The sequence below is a fragment of the Pseudotenacibaculum haliotis genome, from assembly GCF_042684245.1.
Taxonomy (GTDB): domain Bacteria; phylum Bacteroidota; class Bacteroidia; order Flavobacteriales; family Flavobacteriaceae; genus Polaribacter; species Polaribacter haliotis_A.
The window spans coordinates 457440-477836 of record NZ_JBHULH010000004.1 but is presented as its reverse complement, the minus strand read 5'-3'; the positions used below and the strand labels follow the sequence as shown (position 1 = coordinate 477836).

18 protein-coding genes are annotated in these 20397 nt (G+C 35.8%); 13 read left to right on the top strand and 5 right to left on the bottom strand.

Features of this window, described 5'->3' with window-relative positions; all coding sequences use genetic code 11:
• Nucleotides 1–153: 153 nt before the first annotated feature.
• A complete protein-coding gene (gene priA / locus ACFSRZ_RS10210) occupies nucleotides 154–2598 on the top strand; it encodes a replication restart helicase PriA (protein ID WP_379666766.1) in 2445 nt (814 codons plus the stop codon).
• Here the strand turns inward: priA and ACFSRZ_RS10205 are convergent.
• The gene (locus ACFSRZ_RS10205) at nucleotides 2595–3755 is read right to left on the bottom strand and encodes an NAD-dependent epimerase/dehydratase family protein (protein ID WP_379666453.1); all 1161 of its coding nucleotides are present in this window, start codon (nucleotides 3753–3755) and stop codon (nucleotides 2595–2597) included. The genes priA and ACFSRZ_RS10205 overlap by 4 nt on opposite strands.
• 125 nt (nucleotides 3756–3880) lie before the next feature.
• On the opposite strand from ACFSRZ_RS10205, the gene ACFSRZ_RS10200 reads away from it, so the two are divergent.
• From ACFSRZ_RS10200 to ACFSRZ_RS10160, 9 genes are all read left to right on the top strand, one after another.
• A complete protein-coding gene (locus ACFSRZ_RS10200) occupies nucleotides 3881–4444 on the top strand; it encodes an RNA polymerase sigma factor (protein ID WP_379666452.1) in 564 nt (187 codons plus the stop codon).
• Entirely contained in the window at nucleotides 4434–5294 is an 861-nt protein-coding gene (locus ACFSRZ_RS10195; RefSeq protein ID WP_379666451.1) for a hypothetical protein, read from the top strand. The genes ACFSRZ_RS10200 and ACFSRZ_RS10195 overlap by 11 nt, the downstream gene beginning before the upstream one ends.
• 27 nt (nucleotides 5295–5321) lie before the next feature.
• Entirely contained in the window at nucleotides 5322–6410 is a 1089-nt protein-coding gene (locus tag ACFSRZ_RS10190; RefSeq protein WP_379666450.1) for a hypothetical protein, read from the top strand.
• A 112-nt stretch (nucleotides 6411–6522) separates the two neighbouring features.
• Nucleotides 6523–7383, top strand: coding sequence for a TraB/GumN family protein (locus tag ACFSRZ_RS10185; RefSeq protein WP_379666449.1), 861 nt, complete (start codon nucleotides 6523–6525; stop codon nucleotides 7381–7383).
• 316 nt (nucleotides 7384–7699) lie between these two features.
• On the top strand, nucleotides 7700–8041 hold the full coding sequence (gene rpsF / locus ACFSRZ_RS10180; protein ID WP_379666448.1) for a 30S ribosomal protein S6: 342 nt from the start codon (nucleotides 7700–7702) through the stop codon (nucleotides 8039–8041).
• Nucleotides 8042–8044: 3 nt separating this feature from the next.
• Nucleotides 8045–8344: a 30S ribosomal protein S18 gene (rpsR, locus tag ACFSRZ_RS10175; RefSeq protein ID WP_379666447.1), complete on the top strand. Its 300-nt coding sequence runs from the start codon at nucleotides 8045–8047 to the stop codon at nucleotides 8342–8344.
• Between the two features lie 16 nt (nucleotides 8345–8360).
• Nucleotides 8361–8810, top strand: a complete 450-nt coding sequence (gene rplI, locus ACFSRZ_RS10170; RefSeq protein WP_379666446.1) for a 50S ribosomal protein L9 — start codon at nucleotides 8361–8363, stop codon at nucleotides 8808–8810.
• Nucleotides 8811–8909: 99 nt separating this feature from the next.
• A complete protein-coding gene (locus ACFSRZ_RS10165; RefSeq protein ID WP_379666765.1) occupies nucleotides 8910–12062 on the top strand; it encodes a TonB-dependent receptor in 3153 nt (1050 codons plus the stop codon).
• 60 nt (nucleotides 12063–12122) lie between these two features.
• Nucleotides 12123–12590, top strand: coding sequence for a DUF6495 family protein (locus tag ACFSRZ_RS10160; RefSeq protein WP_379666445.1), 468 nt, complete (start codon nucleotides 12123–12125; stop codon nucleotides 12588–12590).
• Here the strand turns inward: ACFSRZ_RS10160 and ACFSRZ_RS10155 are convergent.
• On the bottom strand, nucleotides 12571–13254 hold the full coding sequence (locus ACFSRZ_RS10155; RefSeq protein WP_379666444.1) for an SIR2 family NAD-dependent protein deacylase: 684 nt from the start codon (nucleotides 13252–13254) through the stop codon (nucleotides 12571–12573). The two genes, ACFSRZ_RS10160 and ACFSRZ_RS10155, sit on opposite strands and share 20 nt — an antisense overlap.
• Before the next feature lie 21 nt (nucleotides 13255–13275).
• Nucleotides 13276–14109: an outer membrane beta-barrel protein gene (locus tag ACFSRZ_RS10150; RefSeq protein WP_379666443.1), complete on the bottom strand. Its 834-nt coding sequence runs from the start codon at nucleotides 14107–14109 to the stop codon at nucleotides 13276–13278.
• Between the two features lie 118 nt (nucleotides 14110–14227).
• On the opposite strand from ACFSRZ_RS10150, the gene ACFSRZ_RS10145 reads away from it, so the two are divergent.
• From ACFSRZ_RS10145 to ACFSRZ_RS10135, 3 genes are read left to right on the top strand one after another with little or no spacing between them, the layout of a single operon-like run.
• Nucleotides 14228–14896 carry a TrmH family RNA methyltransferase gene (locus ACFSRZ_RS10145; protein ID WP_379666442.1) on the top strand — a complete coding sequence of 223 codons (669 nt, stop codon included), beginning with the start codon at nucleotides 14228–14230 and terminating at the stop codon, nucleotides 14894–14896.
• A 38-nt stretch (nucleotides 14897–14934) separates the two neighbouring features.
• Complete coding sequence (locus ACFSRZ_RS10140) at nucleotides 14935–15348, top strand: VOC family protein (protein WP_379666441.1); 414 nt, start codon at nucleotides 14935–14937, stop codon at nucleotides 15346–15348.
• Nucleotides 15349–15936, top strand: coding sequence for a YdeI/OmpD-associated family protein (locus ACFSRZ_RS10135; protein WP_379666440.1), 588 nt, complete (start codon nucleotides 15349–15351; stop codon nucleotides 15934–15936). It begins immediately after the preceding gene.
• Here ACFSRZ_RS10135 and ACFSRZ_RS10130 read toward each other — a convergent pair.
• Entirely contained in the window at nucleotides 15933–16307 is a 375-nt protein-coding gene (locus ACFSRZ_RS10130; protein ID WP_379666439.1) for a DUF4258 domain-containing protein, read from the bottom strand. The two genes, ACFSRZ_RS10135 and ACFSRZ_RS10130, sit on opposite strands and share 4 nt — an antisense overlap.
• Before the next feature lie 56 nt (nucleotides 16308–16363).
• Nucleotides 16364–20392 (bottom strand): T9SS type B sorting domain-containing protein, encoded by a 4029-nt coding sequence (locus ACFSRZ_RS10125; protein WP_379666438.1) that lies wholly within the window; start codon nucleotides 20390–20392, stop codon nucleotides 16364–16366.
• Nucleotides 20393–20397 lie beyond the last annotated feature (5 nt).

Genomic DNA, 20397 nt, shown 5'->3' with positions numbered 1-20397 from the left:
TTTAGTTGATTTGATGCTACAATGTAGTGAAAATTCAGTAGTTTTGAATGCTAACTGTCATTTCGAGCGCACGCGTGTCGCTGAAGCTTTAGCCTGTCTTGTGAGGCAGTTGAAAGGCTCATTTCGGAATGACATTTTATTTTGACAAAACTTTTGCAGCACTTTATAGATCTCATATTACCCATTCCCATCCAGAAAACCTTTACCTATTCGGTAACAGAAGCCGAGTATGAGTTTCTGAAAAGAGGAATGCGAGTAGCTGTTTCTTTCGGAAAAACCAAAATGTATACCGGATTGGTTTTTAGAATTCATCAAAACCCACCTGAATTGTATGAGGCCAAAGAAATCCTTCAAATTCTAGATGAAAAACCCATTGTAAATGAACAACAGTTGAAACATTGGGAATGGATTTCTAATTACTACATGTGCGCTTTAGGTGATGTGTACAGAGCAGCTTTACCATCAGCATTCTTATTGGAAAGTGAAACGGTTATTTATAAGAACCAAGCATTTCAAAATGAAGAGATATTGGATGATGAAGAGTTTTTGATCTTTGAAGCATTACAACATCAGTCTCAATTAACTGTATTTCAAATCTCAGATATACTTGGAAAGAAGAAAGTACTGCCCATTATCAATGAATTGATTCAAAAGGCTGCGATTTATATCAAAGAAGAGATCTACGAGCAGTATAAACCCAAACTGGTAAAATATGTACGATTAAGTGCTCAATACAATGATGAGAGTTATTTAGAACCCCTATTAGAGGAACTGTCTCGTGCAAAAAAGCAGCGTGAAGCTGTATTGAGCTATTTTCAACTTACAACTAGTAAGAAGCCTATCAAAGCAAAGGATTTAGAAGAAAAATCCGAAGTTTCAGCAGCTGTAATTAAAGCTTTAGTAGATAAAGAGATATTTGAATTTTATCATATTCAAACAGATCGTATTTCATATCAAGGCGATACCAATGCTCTTAAGGAATTAAATGAGTATCAAGAGAAAGCCTTAGAAGAGATCAAAACATCATTTGAAGAGAAAGATGTAACCTTGATTCATGGAATAACCAGTTCCGGGAAAACAGAAGTATATACCAAGCTCATTCAGGAAGTTTTAGACTCAGGAAAGCAAGTGCTGTTTTTACTGCCGGAAATTGCGTTGACCACTCAGATCATTACACGATTGCAGAATTACTTTGGAAATCAGATTTCTGTATTCCATTCCAAGTACTCGATCAACGAAAGAGTAGAAGTGTGGAATAATGTGTTGGACTACAAACCCAAAGCACAGATTATTTTAGGAGCACGCTCATCAATATTTTTGCCATTTTCTAACCTAGGACTCATTGTAGTTGATGAAGAGCATGAAACCTCCTACAAACAGTTTGAGCCATCACCAAGATACAACGCACGCGATGCAGCCATTGTACTGGCACATATGCACAAATCTAAGATCTTATTGGGTTCTGCTACGCCGTCTTTAGAAAGCTATTTTAATGCACAAGAGAATAAATACGGGTTTGTAGAGCTAAAACGACGTTTTGGTAATGTGCAATTACCTACTATTGAATTGGTAGATATCAAAGAAAAACATCGCAAACGTGAAATGAACGGACACTTTTCTGATGTGTTGTTAAAGCAAATTCGAGAAGCGTTAGATGAAAAAGAACAAGTAATTCTATTTCAAAACCGTCGTGGTTTTTCACCTATTGTAGAATGTAAAACCTGTGGTGTTTCTCCGCAATGCCCAAATTGCGATGTAAGCTTAACATTTCATAAGTTCAAGAACGAGTTACGATGTCATTATTGTAACTATCAGCGTGCCATGCCTAACAGTTGTGGAGCCTGCGGAAGCAATCAATTGGATACAAAAGGCTTTGGAACTGAACAAATAGAACTGGAATTAAAAGAACTCTTCCCGGATCACGTAATAGGAAGAATGGACTTAGACACTACTCGTGGGAAATATGGATATCAAAAGATCATTGGAGCTTTTGAAGCACGTGAGATCGATATTTTGGTAGGAACACAAATGCTTTCTAAAGGACTGGATTTTGATAATGTTTCATTAGTAGGAATTTTGAATGCTGATACTATGTTAAATTTTCCTGATTTTAGAGCCCATGAACGTGCATTTCAACTAATGGTGCAAGTATCGGGTAGGGCAGGACGTTCACAAAAAAGAGGAAGGGTAATGATTCAAACCTACAATCCGTATCATCAGATCTTACAACAAGTATCTACTACAGATTATACAGCAATGTATAAAGAGCAATTACAAGATCGTTGGCAGTTTCATTATCCACCGTATTATCGTTTGATCAAGATTACATTAAAACACAAAGATTACCAGAAAGTAGATGCAGGAATCAATTGGATGGCCAAAGCTTTACAAAATATCTTTCATGAGCATGTATTGGGGCCTTCTGCTCCGGCTGTTTCCAGAATACGAAATCAGTACATCAAAAACCTGGTGGTCAAGATTCCACCAAAACAATCTTTAGGAAAAACCAAACAGCAGATCAATAAGATCAAAAACACGTTTCAAGCGGTTGCAGATTTTAGGCCCATCCGTTTTATTATTGATGTAGATGCGTATTAAGATTGCTCTTTAAAAGCTTTCCATTTCTGTAAAATAGCAGTCTCTCTATTCAATGGAGAATTGGCATTTTCAGCTACACGTAAACGTCTTTCCTCGCTTACTGCATCAGAATACCACCAATCGTGAATATCTTTTAATGAAGTTTGAATATCTCTAAACTTCAAGCCTTTTTCTTTGGCTTTTTGATTGTTTACTCTAGCAGAACCGTAGTTGTATTCGTCTGGTAACATCCAAGGTAAGATATAGTAGATGTTATTCTCTTTTAGGAAATTCTCGTCATCTACATGAATTAAATTAACTTCATTCTTGAAAGTGGTTTTCGCTTTGTTGGCAAAACCAGCGATGGTCATAGATTCTGATGGACCCGCTCCATTGTATGTTCCTGCCGATTTGTTTTCTGCAAGATGTATACAAAACTCAGCAATATCTCTAACATCAATAAATTGAACAGGATCGTCTTGCTTTCCGGGCACCATTACATCACCACCTTTAGGCAGTCGTAACGACCAATGCAAAAAGCGGTCAGTTCTATCACCGGGACCATACATATAGGTTGGTCTTACAATAATAGATCTGTCTTCTCCAAAGATTTTTTTGGCAGCTACTTCAGAATTGGCTTTCATCACTCCGTAGTCATAACTCATTTTCACACCACCTTCAGCAGCATCTTCGGGAGTTTTTAAAAGCACTTTATCTGTTTCTTTTAAATCTCCTTTCTCATAAGGGAAAAAGACTCCTGTTGATGAGATATACAAGTACAAACCACAAGTGTCTTTTAACAATTTAGCTGTTTTTTCTGTCCAATGTACGCGTCTTCCGGAGTTATCGATTACCACATCCCAACTTCTGTTTTCTAATGCTTTTAAGTTGTCTTCTCGGTCTCCGATCAAATGTTCTACTTTATCAAAAGCCTCAGTATGAATCTTCGGTTTTGTTTTCCCTCTAGTAAAAATACTCACAGAATGCCCTCTTTCAAGAGCATAAGCTATTTGGTGTGGTCCCAAAAAACTGGTTCCTCCTAAGATAAGAATGTTTAATTTTTTGGAATGAGAATTGCTAACACAAGAATACAAACCTTGACTTATGAGAGGCAACCCAACACCTACTAATAGTGAGTTCTTGATAAATTTTCTTCTGGAAGTGTTTGGTTTTTTCATAGAGACAAAAGTTTTGATTTCAATATGATAGCTAAACTAATAAAAAAAATATGCATACAGATACAACCCTTTTTGTAGACTTGTAGTCTCTATATTTGTAAGGCGGTAAAAACAATATATCTGGATTGAAAATTATTCCATTACATACATCGCAAAAATCGATCATTAAGAAAGCGATTCAACAGAACAGGGAAGCTCAGCAAAGTATCTTTGATGAGTTCTCACCTAAGATGCTGGGTGTCTGCAGACAGTATGTAAAGGATAATCATCACGCAGAAGAATTGATGCTGTCTGGATTTTTAAAAGTATTTACCCACTTACACAAGTTCAAACACGAAGGTAGTTTTGAAGGATGGATTCGTAGAATTATGGTAAACACCTGTTTATCGTACTTGCGAAAAAAAAATCCGATCAGAACCACTGACGAAGAATATGTTTACAATGACCACGCAACAGAAAGTTTAGAGAATACATCTGTTGAAGATATACAAAAGCTTATAGATCAATTACCGGAAGGATATAAAGTGGTATTTAATTTATATGCTATTGAAGGATTTAAGCACGCAGAGATTGCTGAGGAATTGGGAATCACTGTAAGTACTTCGAAATCGCAATTGTTCAAAGCCAGAAAATGGTTGCAGGAGAATTATAGAAAGATGAATCAGATACGTAGTAACGATGGAAAATAATTTGGATAGAGAGATTAGAGAAAAATTGCAGCACAGAGAAATTCAACCATCCGCATCTGCATGGGAGCGTTTATCAGCTCAACTAGATGCTGTTGAAGAAAAGAAAAAGAAAAATTGGTTTTTATATATAGGATATGCAGCATCTATTGCATTGATTGTTTCTTTGTTCTTCATTTTACAGAAGAAAGATCAAAATGAATCAGACATTCCTGAGAATGTGATTGTAGAAGAAACAGTAGAAGAACCAAAAATTGACAAAACCAAGGAGTTCAATACATTACCTGTTGAGAATGATGCGATTGTAGAGAACAAGGTAGAGAGTGTTGAAGAACAGAAGAAAGAAAAAGGAGTTCAGAAGAAGGTAGTACCAACGTTTAAGAAAACAATTACAGATCCTAAAACGGTTATAGCACAACAAGAAAAGCCAAAAGTGAAGTTAGAGAAAACAGAGAAGCTTTCGGATGTACAAAAAACAATCAAAGAGATTGTTAATGATGATAAAACTGTTGTTGCAGACCTTTCTAAGGATAAAACCAATACAATCAACTCAGAAACAAAGAAAATTAATACCAATAGTATTTCTGTAGACAGTGAAGCATTGTTATTCTCTGTTACCAATACAAGAGAAGATATTAGAGCATATTACAAGAAATACAAAATAGACAGACAAGAAGTTTTACTAGCCATAGAAAAGCAATTAAAAAAATCAAGCTTACAAATCGATCCCAAAACAATTTTGGCAGAAGTAGAACGAGATGTCAATGAAGAAAGCTTTCAGAATAATTTTTATCAATTCATCAAAAAAAGAGTTTCAGGTGTAGCTACCGCCATTGCGAACAGAAACAATTAATTAAACAAAATTTAGAAGAGAATTAAGATGAAAAGAATACTAATCATACTAGTGTTGTTTTGTACAACTATTGCCATGGCGCAAGAAAGAACCTTTGAAAGTGAGGTGAAACGAATCTCAAAGAAGATCGATAGAATCACCAAACAACAAAAGGACTCATTAAAAATGAAAGTCAAAGAGATCAATCTTCAGTTAGAAGACGGGAAGATCTCTAAAACCAAAGCTGATGAATTAAAAAGAGAAGCAGCTCAATACCATGCAAAGCGAATTGAATATTTGGTAGCTGTTCAAGAAAGAAAATTGCAGCAATTGGTTCAGGATAAAGTAGACGGTAAGATTCTGGGAGAAGACAGATACTATGAAGAAAGTACCTTCTCTATAGGAAGTAGAACCTTTCAGCTTCGATTAACAGACGAAGATTATTACGATCGTCAGGAACGAAGAAAAAGACGTTGGCAAAGAAGGTGGACTCGCAGAACTACCAGTCAGTTTGTCTTTGCTATGGGAGTAAACAATGTTCTGGTAGATCATAAATTATCGTCTTTAGAAGGAAACCCATATAAGTTTTGGAAATCGAGATTCTATGAAGTAGGATTTACGTTCAAATACAGATTGCAAAAAGAAGCATCAAAAACTTATTTGAAGTACGGACTATCATTCTTATGGAACAATCTAAGACCTGACGGAAACCAATATCACGTAGTAAACGGTCAGCAAACAAACTTAGAAGTATTTCCGTTCTCTACATCAGAAAGTAGGCTAAGGCATGTACAAATGATCTTTCCATTGCATTTAGAATTCGATTTCTCAAGAGACAGAAAATATGATGATGGAACGTTTAGAGATTACAGAAACAGATCATTCCGATTTGGAATAGGTGGATTCGCAGGATTCAAATTAGGAACTCGACAGTACTTAGAATACAGAAATGCTTCAGGAACAAAAGTAGAAGAACTACAGAAAGGAAGTTTTAACACCAACATTTACAACTACGGTATCAGTACTTACTTTGCTTACAGAAGTTGCGGACTGTATCTAAAATACGATCTGAATCCTTTGTTTAAGGGAACCGAAACCCGAAACATTTCTATGGGAGTCAGATTTGACCTAGACTAATAAAACTGAAACCGAATCGTTTGATTCGGTTTTTTTATGCTCACTTCATTTTTTTTGTAACAAATTCAAAATTTGAACTACTGATAACTCGAATTAAATTTTTGAAGTCATTATGAAAAAAATTACAGCCATTATAGCCTTTTTGTTGATCACTGTCTCAACGGCATTCGGACAGAAACTAGAAAGCACAACCTTGTGGAAGATTACCGGAAAAGGATTAGAAAAACCTTCTTATTTGTTTGGGACTATTCACGTAACCTGCGATGCTACTCTTAGCGATAAAGTAAAAGAAGCTCTAGATCAAACAGATCAGCTAGTTCTTGAAATAGATATGGACGATCCAACAATGCAAGGAAAAATGATGCAAGGAATGGCAATGAAAGAAGGAAAGACATTAAAAGACCTAGTCTCAGAAGAAGATTTTCAAACGATTGATAAGTTATTTAAAGAACATTTAGGAATGTCTGTATCCTTGATGCAAAATGTAAAACCTTTCTTTTTATTAGCAGCTTTTTACCCTAAAATGATCGATTGCCCGATGCAATCTTTTGAGCTTGAACTCATGAAAGTAGCTCAAAAACAAAAAGAAGAGATCAAAGGTTTAGAAACTGTAGAAGATCAATTGCAAGTATTTGATGATATCCCTTATGATGTTCAAGTAAAGGATTTGATTAAAACAGCAAAAGATAATCTGGCACATGAGAAAGAGACTATCAAAAAGATGTTGAAAATATACAAGGAAGAGAATATCGAAGCTATGCTAGACATGATGTCGGAAGAGAGTTCTGAAGTAACGTCAGATTACCAAAATATACTCCTTGACAACAGAAATAAAAATTGGATCTCTAAGATTGGAGTGTACGCAAAAGAAAAACCTACATTCTTTGGTGTAGGAGCAGGGCATTTGGCAGGAAAAAATGGAGTGATCTTATTACTTAGAAAAGCAGGATATACAGTAACGCCTGTTAAGTAATAATTACTTGTAAATAAAAACACTGGGAATCAAGAAAATATGCTTTTTGATTCCTTTTGTTTTTATATCAGATATTTAGATGAAAGACTCTTAGATTTTTAGAGTTAAGTGTTTACTTATTTTGATTTTTATACGAGCCTAATCTTTTTTGACTTAAGATTTTGATTTTCAGAAGACCCTGTCTTTATTCTAAAAGCAAAAGCGGTCTAAACTCTAATACTTACAAATATTCGTTTTCTACTCAAATTATGCATTGTCAGAATTAAAAAAGTCACTATATTTGCTGCCTCAAAATAAACATTAATTAATAACTATTATGAATCATTACGAAACTGTTTTCATTTTGAATCCCGTTTTATCTGATACTCAGATAAAGGAAACAGTACAAAAGTTTGAGGACTATTTGGTTTCTAGAGGTGCCGAAATGATTTCTAAAGAGGACTGGGGTCTAAAAAAATTAGCTTACCCAATCCAAAAGAAGAAAAGTGGTTTTTATCACTTATTTGAGTACAAAGTAGCTGGAGAAGCTATTTCGTCATTCGAGTTAGAATTCAGAAGAGATGACAGCGTTATGCGTTATTTAACTGTAAAGTTAGACAAGCATGCTGCAGCTTGGGCTGAGAAAAGAAGAGAACGTGTTAAATCAGAAAAAAAGTAAGACATGGCATCATCTATTGAACAACAAGCAAAAGGAAACAAGCAAGGTGAAGTAAGATACTTGACTCCGCTTGACATCGAAACTAAAAAAGAAGCGAAGTACTGTCGTTTTAAAAAGAACGGTATCAAGTATATCGATTACAAAGATGCTGACTTCTTAATGTACTTAGTAAACGAGCAAGGTAAAATTTTACCAAGACGTTTAACAGGAACTTCATTAAAATACCAACGTAAAGTGGCGCAAGCTATTAAAAGAGCACGTCATTTAGCATTAATGCCATACGTTGGTGATATGTTGAAATAATTAAAGAAGTAGAATTATGGAATTGATATTAAAACAAGACGTAGAAAATTTAGGATTTAAGGACGACGTGGTAACTGTTAAGAACGGTTATGGAAGAAACTACTTAATTCCTCAAGGATATGCTGTTTTAGCTACTTCTTCTGCAAAGAAAGTATTAGCTGAAAACTTAAAGCAAAGAGCCTTTAAAGAAGCTAAATTGGTTGAGGATGCTAACAAGTTAGCTGAAGCAATCAAAGGATTAGAAATTAAGATTGCATCTAAGGTTGGAACTGGAGACAAATTATTTGGATCTGTAAACAACATTAATGTTGCTGAAGCAATTGCTAAATCTGGTACAGAGATCGACAAGAAATTTATCAAAGTTGTTGGAGGTTCTGTAAAAAGATTAGGAAAATACAATGCTTCTGTAAGATTACACAGAGATGTTATTGTAGATATTACTTTTGAAGTAGTAGCTGAGAAGTAAGATACTTGTTAACTTCATGTTAATAAATAGAAAGCCCACGCCTAGCGTGGGCTTTCTTTATGCGTTAAATTTGGTAGACATTAACATAAACTTTATATGATGGTAAAAAAATTATTATCACTTTTTACTTTTCTTTTTTTTGTTGGTGTTGTTGCCAATGCTCAGGTAACAACTTCAAAGATCAAAGGAACGGTAACTGACGACAAGGGGGAAGCATTATTTGGTGCTAACGTAGTTGTCTTACACGTACCAACAGGAACTGTTTCCGGTACAATCACTCAAGAGAACGGTAAGTATACCGTACCTAACTTAAGAGTAGGTGGGCCATACAAAGTAACATTCAGTTACTTAGGGTACGCTTCTCAAGAAGTTAACAGTATCTTCCTAGTTTTAGGAAAAACAACAAATGTTGACGCAAAACTAGCTGAAGAAGGAACAAAATTAGATGAGATCGTAATTACTTCGTCTAAAAGTAAAATCTTTAATAATGACAGAACTGGAGCTCAAACGAGTATCAGTTCTCAACAATTAAAAACATTACCTACCATTTCGAGATCACAAGCTGATTTTACCAGATTAGAACCTACTGCAAGTAATGGTTCTTTTGGAGGTAGAAACGATCAGTTTAACAACTTTTCTTTAGATGGTTCTATCTTTAACAACCCATTTGGATTAGATGCTGCAACTCCTGGAGGGCAAACAAATGCACAACCAATTTCTTTGGATGCAATTGATCAGGTGTCTGTTTCTGTAGCGCCTTATGATGTAACATTATCAGGATTTACAGGAGCTTCGGTAAATGCCGTAACAAAAAGTGGAACAAACACATGGGCAGGAACTGTTTATGGATTCTTTAGAAATGAAGATCTAACAGGAGGTAAGATTAGAGGTCAAGATGTGTTCAAACCTAAATTAACGCAAAACCAATACGGAGCTAGTGTTGGAGGACCTATCATTAAAGATAAATTATTTGTATTTGCAAACTTTGAAAAAGATGATGTTACTGAGTTAGGTTCTGCTTTCTTACCAAACAGAGGAACAGGAGCTATTAATGAATCTAGCGTTTTAGCTTCTGATTTAGATTTGGTAGCAAACATTTTATCTCAAGTAGACATAGGAGGAGGAAACACCTACAACCCGGGAGCTTATGAAGGCTTTACATTTGGTGCCGAATCTACAAAAGGTATCTTGAAGTTTGATTGGAACATTAATAAGAAGCACAGATTAGCGTTTATTTACAACTTCTTAAGAGCTTCAAAAGAAAAGCCTGCACACCCAACTGCATTAGGATTTAGAGGGCCTAACGCTTCAATTTTACAATTTGAAAATGCAGGGTACGAGATCAACAATAACCTAGACTCGTTCTTAATGGAACTTAACTCTACCTTCAATGAAACAACAACCAATAAATTCCAAATTGGATATACTCATTTTGATGACTTTAGAAATGCGTTGTCTACACCGGCACCTTCTATTACCATTCAAAACAATGGAGCTAACTACATCATTGCAGGACACGAGCCATTCTCTATCAACAATAAATTAGATCAGAAAGTAATTCAATTGACAAACAATATGAACTTCTACCAAGGAGATCATACAATCACAGTTGGTTTCTCTTTCGAGAAATTTATGTTTGACAACTCTTTTAACTTAGGAGTTTATGGAGCACAAGGAGTTTTCTTCCCTTCTGGAGATATCAACGACTTTAGAAATACCGTTGGAAACCCTGCGGCTGAAGCTGCTTTAGTAGCTAACTACCAAGCTCAGTTCGATGCTGCAATTGCTACTCACGCTGCGCTTTCTGGAAATCCGGAAGGAACTGCAGGAGGATTTGCTTTAGCAGAAACAAATGTAGGGCAGTTAGCTTTCTATTTACAAGATGAATGGGAAGTAAATGATGATTTCAAATTGACATACGGTGTGCGTTTTGATAAGCCTATGTACTTCGATTCTGCTCAAAAAGCACAAGAAGTTATAGATTTAGCTTGTTGTACCGCTTTTGATATTCCTTACGTAAATCCAAATACCGGAGAAACTGTATTGTTAGATACAAGAGACCTTCCTACAAACGAGTGGTTAATCTCTCCAAGAGTTGGTTTCAACTGGGATGTAAGAGGAGATCAAACCTTCCAATTAAGAGGAGGGTCAGGATTATTTACCGGTAGATTACCTTTCGTATGGATTGGAAACCAAATTGCAAACCCAAATGTATTCTTCTTACAAATGGTAGACCCTGATTTCAAATTTCCACAAGTTTGGAGAACAAATATTGGAGCTGACTATAAATTAGAGTCTGGTTATGTAATTACTGCTGATGTTGCTTATACAAAAGACATCAATGGAGCTCACGTACAAAACTGGGGATTAACAACACCTTCAGGGAGATTATCAGGAGTAGATAACAGAGAATACTATTTGCCAACTGATGTAATTAACAATGCTTACGTATTTACAAACTCAGATAAAGGAAGAACATATAACTTCTCTACAAAAGTTGAAAAGACTTTTGATAACGGATTGTACGCAAACGTGGCTTATAGTTACTTAAACTCTAAAGATGTAAACTCTATTGAAGCTGAGATTACAGGTGATGCTTTTGCTTTTAACCCGGTTGTTGGAAATGCAAATAACGATGTGCTTTCTCACTCGAGATATGGTGATACGCATAGAGTTATTGGTGTGGCATCTAAGAAATTCTCGTTCTTTGGAGAAAATGCACCAACTACTATTACTACATTCTTTGAGTATGCAAGAGGAGGAAGATTTAACTACACGTATGGTGGAGACATCAACGGAGATGGTTCTAACTTAAATGACCTTTTATACGTACCAACAACAACTGAGATTGGTCAAATGCAATTCTCAGGGCCAGGACAAGCAGAGGCTTTCAATGCTTATATCGCACAAGACGATTACTTAAGCGGAAGAAGAGGGCAGTATGTTGAGCGTTACGGAGCCTTAGCACCGTGGAGAGGACGTTGGGATCTTAAGATCTTACAAGACATCAGAGTAACAGGAACAAACACACTACAATTAAGTTTAGATGTTTTAAACGTAGGAAACTTAATCAGCTCAGATTGGGGATTGGTAGAACAACCAAGAAACTTACAACCAGTAGGAGTAACAGTAGATCCTAATACATTAACACCAACCTATACATTTGATCCTAATTTAACTGATACATTTACAGTAAATTCAAATCTTTTGTCTAGATGGCAAGCTCAAATTGGAATTAGATATATTTTCTAAATCTATTTGAAATGATGATATTTGTCCCGCCTTTTTAGGCGGGATTTTTTTTACCCAATTATGAAATACAGACAACTTACCAAAGAGCAATTTGAATCATTACATCATGAGTTTGCGCAATTTTTGGCAACTCAGAAAATAGATGTAAATGAATGGAAAAAGATCAAAGAAGAGAATCCAACATTAGCAGAAGAAGAGTTAAACCTTTTTAGCGATTTAGTATGGGAAGATGTTTTGAATAAAGTTCAATACTTAGAACACTTTTCTCCAAACTCTTGGAATCTGTTTAAAACCGATAAAGAGTCTGTTTCCAGAATTGTAGTACAAGTACAAAAAGATATCAACCTTTTAAGTCAAGAAGGCTATGAGTGGTTGCTTAAAAACCCTAAAGACACAACTGTAGAGTATTTTAAAGGAGAAAAAAAGTATGCAGGCGAAAGAAATCCTGAAGTTTTTGACTTGATAGAAAAGGGAAGTCAAATATCTAAAGGAGAATTGTTTGAATACTTTAATCGATTAACTTCATAAGTAACTTTTCTGTACCGCCCACTGCAGTATCTTCAATAACGGTAAGATTTCTATAATAGCTCTCTTCAATGTTTGGTCTGGGATCAATAAAGTAGATAGGAGTGTTGGGTTGACAAAAGTTGATCAAACCTGCAGCCGGATACACTTGCATAGAAGTTCCTATAATTACGAGAATATCTGCTTTTTCTACACTTTCTGCCGCTCTTTCTATCATAGGAACATCTTCTCCAAACCATACAATGTGTGGACGTAATTGATAACCTTTCTCACAAGTATTACCAAGAACTAGATCATCTTCCCATTCGTAGATTAGCGAAGTATTTATTGTACTTCTCACTTTTCTTAATTCACCATGAAGATGTAATACCTTAGTACTACCGGCTCTTTCGTGCAAGTCATCTACATTCTGAGTAATGATCTCTACATCGAAATGTTCTTGTAGTTTGGTTAAGTTTTTATGTCCTTGGTTAGGATCAACTTCTTTTAATTGCCTTCTACGTTGGTTATAAAATTCTAATACCAATTCAGGGTTTCTGTCAAACCCTTCAGGAGTTGCTACTTCCATAACATCATGACCTTCCCAAAGACCATCTGCATCTCTAAATGTTTTAATGCCGCTTTCGGCACTCATACCTGCTCCAGTGAGCACAACCAATTTCTTCATATGTAGGGGGTGAATTAAGATCTAATTACTTTTTCCAAATATACGAGCGTATGAAAAATTAAAAGTGATAGATCCTATTTTATTATTACCAAAAGTTTCATTTTTCTGAATAGGAACAAAACCATATGTAGCTCTCACACCAAAAGAGATCTCGTGTTTATTGTCATAATCTCGAAAAAAACCAAGTCCAAACTGAACCCCGTAGTTGGTACGTTCAAGATTATCAATAACATCAGTTCGTTCACTAAAGGTTTGCTCCGGGAAACTAAAAGGAGTTCCTCCAAGAGGATTGGGAATGATCAAAGGTAAATTCCCTGCTTCATCTGCATAAAAAGTACTGTTACCTATTGTAATTTGCTCTGCTTTAATCAAGATTCCAATATAAGGTCCGGCTTCTACATAAAAGCGTTCCTGATTTCCCCAACTGTATCTTCCTAAGAGAGGGATTTCTAGATACGTCAATTCAGATTTATTACTATAATTAGCAAACAATGGAGTTTGATCAGTTATAGTGGTTCCTCCTGAAAGTATAGCCAATTGATTTAAAAAGTTAATATCCTGACCACTGCTAAGTATCCCTTCTAAAGGAATAGGTTGAATTCCATCTCTTCGTCCTCCTTTTCTTGTTGATAATACTTCTAAACGTACAGCAAACTGGTCTGAAACAGAAAACTCTGTAAAAACCCCAAAATCATATCCTGTGATAGATTCAAAGTCTTTACTGTATAAATTACTACTGTTTTCTGAGAGGTTTCCCAAACTAAAACCCGCTTTTCCACCTACTTTTATTTGTGCGTATTGTAATTGAGAAATAAGAATAAAAGCCGTGAAAATGAGTGATTTGAATGTCTTCATAATGGATGAGTTTAGAATCAAAAATAAAAAAAGAATGGAATTAGCCTAAAAATGCGGGAAAATCTTAACTTGGCGAAAGCATTTTTTTTGCTGGTAAAAAAGGAAGAATAGAGAAAATATGAATGGAGATTTACTGGAATACTTAGAAGGATATGTGACGGAAAAAAGACGTAACCTGTTTCAAAAGGTCTTAGCAGAAAGAACACGTCACTTTTCAGTTGTATTAGAGAATATTTATCAAGAACACAATTCAAGTGCAGTAGTGAGAAGCTGTGATATCTTTGGAGTTCAAGATCTACACGTTATTGAGAATACATATTCCAGTAAAGTATCAAGACATGTTGCCAGAGGGTCACAAAAATGGCTAACCTTTCATCGGTACAAAAAAGACACAAACAATACTGCAGACTGTTTTAAAGACTTAAAAGAGAAGGGATATCAGATCATAGCAACCACACCTCATAATGATTCCTGTTATTTACACGATTTTGATATTTCCAAAAAATCTGCTTTTGTTTTTGGTGTAGAAAAAGAAGGAGTTTCTGAATATGTAAAAGAGAATGCAGATGGTTTTTTAAAGATTCCTATGGTTGGATTTACAGAGAGTTTAAATATCTCTGTTGCTGCTGCAATTATTTTGGAAAACCTAACGACACGCTTGAGAAAATCGGAATTGAATTGGAGATTAACAGAAAAAGAGCGAGAAGAATTATATTATGAATGGATAGAGAAATCAATTAAGAATGTAGATAAGATCAAAAATCATTATTTACAAACCAACTCTTAATTTGTGTAACTTTATAAGCAAACTTAAATTTTAGAACTATGAAATGCGATGTTTACCTATCATTTGATGGAAATTGTGAAGAAGCAATGAATTTTTACCAAAGTGTTTTTGGAGGAGAGTTTTCTGTAGTCATGCGATACTCAGACGGACCACCGGAATACATGTCTGAAGGAACTGAAGATAAGATTATGCACATGACACTTTCGTTCAGTGATGGTGCAGAATTAAAAGGATCAGATGTATTTCATCAACCTGTAGTAAAAGGAAATGCCTACCATGTTTCTATGGGATCAGATAGTGACGAGCAAGGAGAAGCGTTTTTTAATGGTTTATCAGAAGGAGCCGAGATCACAATGCCTTTTCAGAATGTATTTTGGGGAGGAAAATTTGGAAGCTTGGTAGATAAGTTTGGAATTCAATGGATGATTAGTACACCACATACAGGAGCATAAATGAACGAGAAAGTAACAGCTTACATAGAGAAGAAAACGGATTGGAGTAAAGAGTTAATCACACTCAGAAACATCATGCATCAGCTTCCGGTAGAAGAAACAGTAAAATGGGGATCTCCTTTTTATACAAATGGAGGAAAGAATATCGTTGGAATGTCTGCATTTAAAAACTATTTCGGATTGTGGTTTATTCAAGGAGCTACATTAAAAGATGAAAAGAAAGTTTTGATCAATGCACAAGAAGGAAAGACTTCGGCAATGAGGCAGTGGAGATTTAATTCTATTGATGAAATTGACGAAAAGTTGATAAAGGAATATGTGCTGGAAGCCATTGAGAACAAAGATCAGGGTAAAGTAATTAAGCCAAAGAAGAAACCTTTGATCATTCCGGAACTTTTGCAAAAAGCATTAGATAATGACTCACAACTCAAAGAGAATTTTGAAGCTTTCACACTAAGTAAAAAAAGAGAATACGCCGATCATATTTCAGAAGCAAAAAGAGAGGCAACCAAGCAATCTAGATTGGAAAAGATCATCCCAATGATCTTAAATAATGTAGGATTGTATGATAAGTATAAGAACTGTTAGTTCTTTAACCAAACCTTATCAACAGTAGCAGTAGAATCGCAACGAATAACATAGAAATCTACTTGTTTTTCGTTGTGTTTTCCTGTGATATAATACTCGGCGCAAGGCTTTTTTCTAGGCTCGCTTTTTCCAAATTTCACATCACCGTTTAAGAGAATAGCATTGATATAAGTCGTATCGATCTTAAATTCGTTCATAGAGTTTTTAGCACTCTCAGAATAGGTTAGCGTCTTTTTTCTGATAGAGCTTAATGTTCTTGCATCAGGCCCGTAAGGAAATGCTACATCTTTACCTTTCCAGATAAACAAAACAATAATACTTCCTAGAGAAACTCCAATCAGATAATAACCAATACGCTTTAATAATTTCATCTTAAAAATTTGACAGCAAAATTAGGTGTATTTTCTCAAATTAACGACAAAATTGATCACCTTCTTAATAATGAAAAATGACCTCTGAATTTTGTTGGTACACCGTTGTACATAAAATTAACCACAAACCAATAATCTGATGATGCTTCTTTCTTTCCGCTATTGTTAAAACCGTTCCAGCCCAAACCATCAGGTTTGATCTCTGCAATGAGTCTTCCTAATCGATTGAAGATCTTAATTGTTGCTTCAGGATTGTTTCTAAGATCGTGGATATTCCAAGTGTCATTTATCCCATCATCGTTTGGAGTAAAGAATTTAGGATAATCAAGTGCAATGAATTCAAAAACAAAATTACCACACAAGCCTGAAAGATCTCTTACAGTAATTGTATGTGTACCCGGACGAACATTATAAAACCTATTAAACTCTTGAAAAGGACCATTGTCTAATGAGAACTCATAATAGCCCAATCCCGGATCTATGGTGAGAATTTCTACTGTTGAATTGCCTTCAAAAACACCTGTTAAGAAATTGATCTCAAACCTTGGAGCAGAACTGTTCACAACAACCTCTGTAGGGTTATAATTACAATTAGGACCTACATCTACAGTTAACTTGGTTGTTTCTACAGTATATGTACCTGCTTCTGTGGCATTATGGTTAGGACCTGTTCCTACCAATGTACCATTCAAATACCAATCTACAGTAAATTCGGCCGGATCTAGACCTGATTCTAATAAAAGCGGGTTGAGTGTTTCTCCGGTCTCTGCATCAACACAAATAGTACCTCCTTCAATCTCTAAATCTAAAAGAGGAAAGACAGTAACCTGAAAGAAAGTTTCTGTAAAACAATCAGGGTTTCCATCTTGAAAAGCATAGACGTAAATAATTCTAGAGCCTAAGGCAGTAATCGTGTAATCTGAAGGAGCTATAAGATCAACCCTGTTAGGTCTTCTGTAGTATTCTACAGTTACACCGGGAACATCAAGTGTAGGCAGAGTAACGCTTTCACAACCTTCTAAATGTGGCAAAGGAGGTAAGGTAGGCTCTTCAAAAATAGTAACTGTAAATTGATGCTCATCAGTACATAAAAAACGATCTCCATTCTCTGCATATACATAAATGGTTTGCGTACTAGTAATAATATCACCTGCATTTAGTTGAGTTCCTTGTCCGCCGGATTCTGTAAAATAGTTCCCAACAGTTAAAGGAGGTAACTCATATGTTAAACAAGCTATTGCATCATCCGGTTCATCAACCTCAACACCTAAAATATTTATCGTAAATACATTTTCGTTTACACATCCAGCCAGATCAGCATATTCATTATAGATGTATAAAGTTTGTGTAATATTAATAACTTCACCGGCATTTAGCTGTGTTCCTAGACCTCCGGACTGTGTAAAATACTGCCCATTAGTTAGAGTAGGTAAGACATAAGGATCGCAACTAAAGATGTCTGTAAAATTGTCTACAGGAGGAAATGGCCTGATCTCTACATTAAAACTACTTTCAGCATCACAAAAAGCATTTGTATTGTAGATGTAAATGGTTTGAGAAGAACTGATTACATCTCCTGGCAGTAGTTGTGTTCCTTGCCCTCCGGATTGAGTAAAGTATTGTCCGTTTATCAAAGGTTGTAGGGTAGGAAGGTCATCTTCACACCTCAAAATATCATCCAATTCATCCACAGGAGGAATAGGGTTGATCGTAATTTCTATTTCTATATTGTCTGTACAATTAGGAGCAGTGGTTACTTCAGAAGCGTAATAATATACTGTTTGAGTAGTGGTAATGTTGGTTCCTGCCGGAATAGCAGTTCCTCCTCCCATAGGTTGTGTAAAGTAACCTCCTAAAGGTTGATTAGGAATAGTATAACTACCACAAGCATCTAGATCTTGAAAAACTGAAGTATCAATTACAGTAAGCTCAAAAGAACTTTCATTTGTACATGTTGTAACAGGGTTAAATCCCCATAAAAAAATAGTTTGGCTGGAAGTTACAGCATCACCGGGAAATAACTCAGTTCCGGTTCCCCCGGTTTCAGTAAAATATCGTTCTCCATTCAATAGAGGAGGTAAAGTATAAGAATCGCAAGTAACTACATCATCTCTATCTTCTACAATAGGTAGTGGGTGCACTACAATATCAAATTGAGTTTCTACACAAAAAGTACCATCGGGCTCAGCATAAAAGTAGATAGTCACGTCATTTGTAAAAACTGTTCCAGCCGGAATAACCGTGCCGATTCCTCCCGGACCACCGGGAGCAGTATAAAACTGAGCATTTGGGTAGGAAGGAACAGTAAACTCACCACAATACTCGGTAGCTATTGTATATTCATCAGCCATAAAAACAACAAAACTGGTTTCACTAAAGCAACCTTCGGCGTTTTCATTATAGATATAGATGACCATCTGATTGGTAATCAAATCTCCGGCATTCAATTGTGTTCCGGTTCCTTGAGGCCCTGTAAAATAATTACCATTTGTTAGAGGAAGTAACGTGTATTCTGTACATACATATACATTTGGCAGATCATCAACTAAAGGAGATGGACTGATGTTGATTGTAAAGTTGGTAATATCAAAACAAATGGGGTTGGTGTTGTCCACCAAACGAGCCCAAATACCAATAGGTGCAGTACCTCCCGGTAATGGAAAAGCTGTTGGGTCTGCTATAAAATTACTGTTTAAAATAGCATCATTTTCTGAAGTAAAATAAACAACAGTATAATCTGCAGGGTTTAAGCCATTCAAAATTTGTGATTCTACTTGGGCAGTAATATCAACAGATGTATCTGATTCACATACAGTAAAATCATTTGGCATGGTAGCTTGTACAGCCGTTACAGAAAGATCAAAATCTAATATAGCATTACAGAAATTCCCGGTAGCAATATTTTGTACTCTCATATAAATAGTTTCTCCACCTACAGCCGGATAGGCAGTAAGCTGGGCACTATCTATAGGAATGTTATTATTGGCATTAGCCAAAGAATCGTAATAAAAGATATCATATTCTGTTGGGTCAAGGCCTAAAACCGTATGATCGTTCAAAGTAAGGTTGAAAGTCACTGGGTTACCTGTATCACATTCCAAAAGATCATTAGGGTCATTAACCATAAGATCCGATATAATAGCTTCGTCTGTAAGTATACACCCTGTACTTAAATTGGTAATAGCCAATTCATAAGTGCCCGATTGTGTAACTGTATAACTAGGGTTTGTTGCTCCGGCAATAGGAGTTCCGTTTCTACTCCAAGTGTAGCTAAAATCAACTGTATTGGTATAACCAGAGTCTAAAGTAAGCTGATCTCCATCACAGATAACCTGATCAGGCCCGATATCTAAAGTAGTATCAAAACTTCCGGCTTCAATAAAAACAGCAGAATCAAAATCAGAATCATTGTAATCACCAATCACCAACTTAATTCTATATGGCGTATTAGGTGTTACCGCAGAAGATGCGTTTAAAACAACGGTATGACCTCTCATATTTAGTGTTGAATTGGCAGGGTCATTTACATTGTAGGTACTGAATAATTCCGGGTTGACAGAATTACAAGATAAGTTGTATTGATTGTCTCTTATGTCTCTTACTGAAATAGGAGTAGAGGTACCGGGAATAACAGCAAGGTTTGTGGTTTGTCCGGTAGTAAGATCTGTTAAAAGAAAAGCAAAAACATCACTAAAACCACATTGCCACTCTCCATATTCATTAGAAGCAAATAAGAAATTAAATGAAAAGTTAGTGGAAGAGGGCACAAAATCGAACTGTAAGAAAGCAGCGTCGGTAATTGTTGCCGATTGTCCTGTTTGATCGCTAATGGCTTGTAAATCGGCATCCCCATTGGTTGTTACTTGGCTATCTAGGTTACTCCCTGTATACAAACCTTGTGTGTTGGTAGCAATACCACTGCGAATGATAATTCCTTCTGATATGGGAAATGCAGACCCATTTCCGTTAAAATAAGCAACAGACTGGTTAGAAGATATACTGATATTAGAATTGGTAGCACAAGAGGTAGACAAAAGTAAATCTACCAACTGTTGCGGTGAAAACCCAGTATCGTCAACGCTCACAGTTT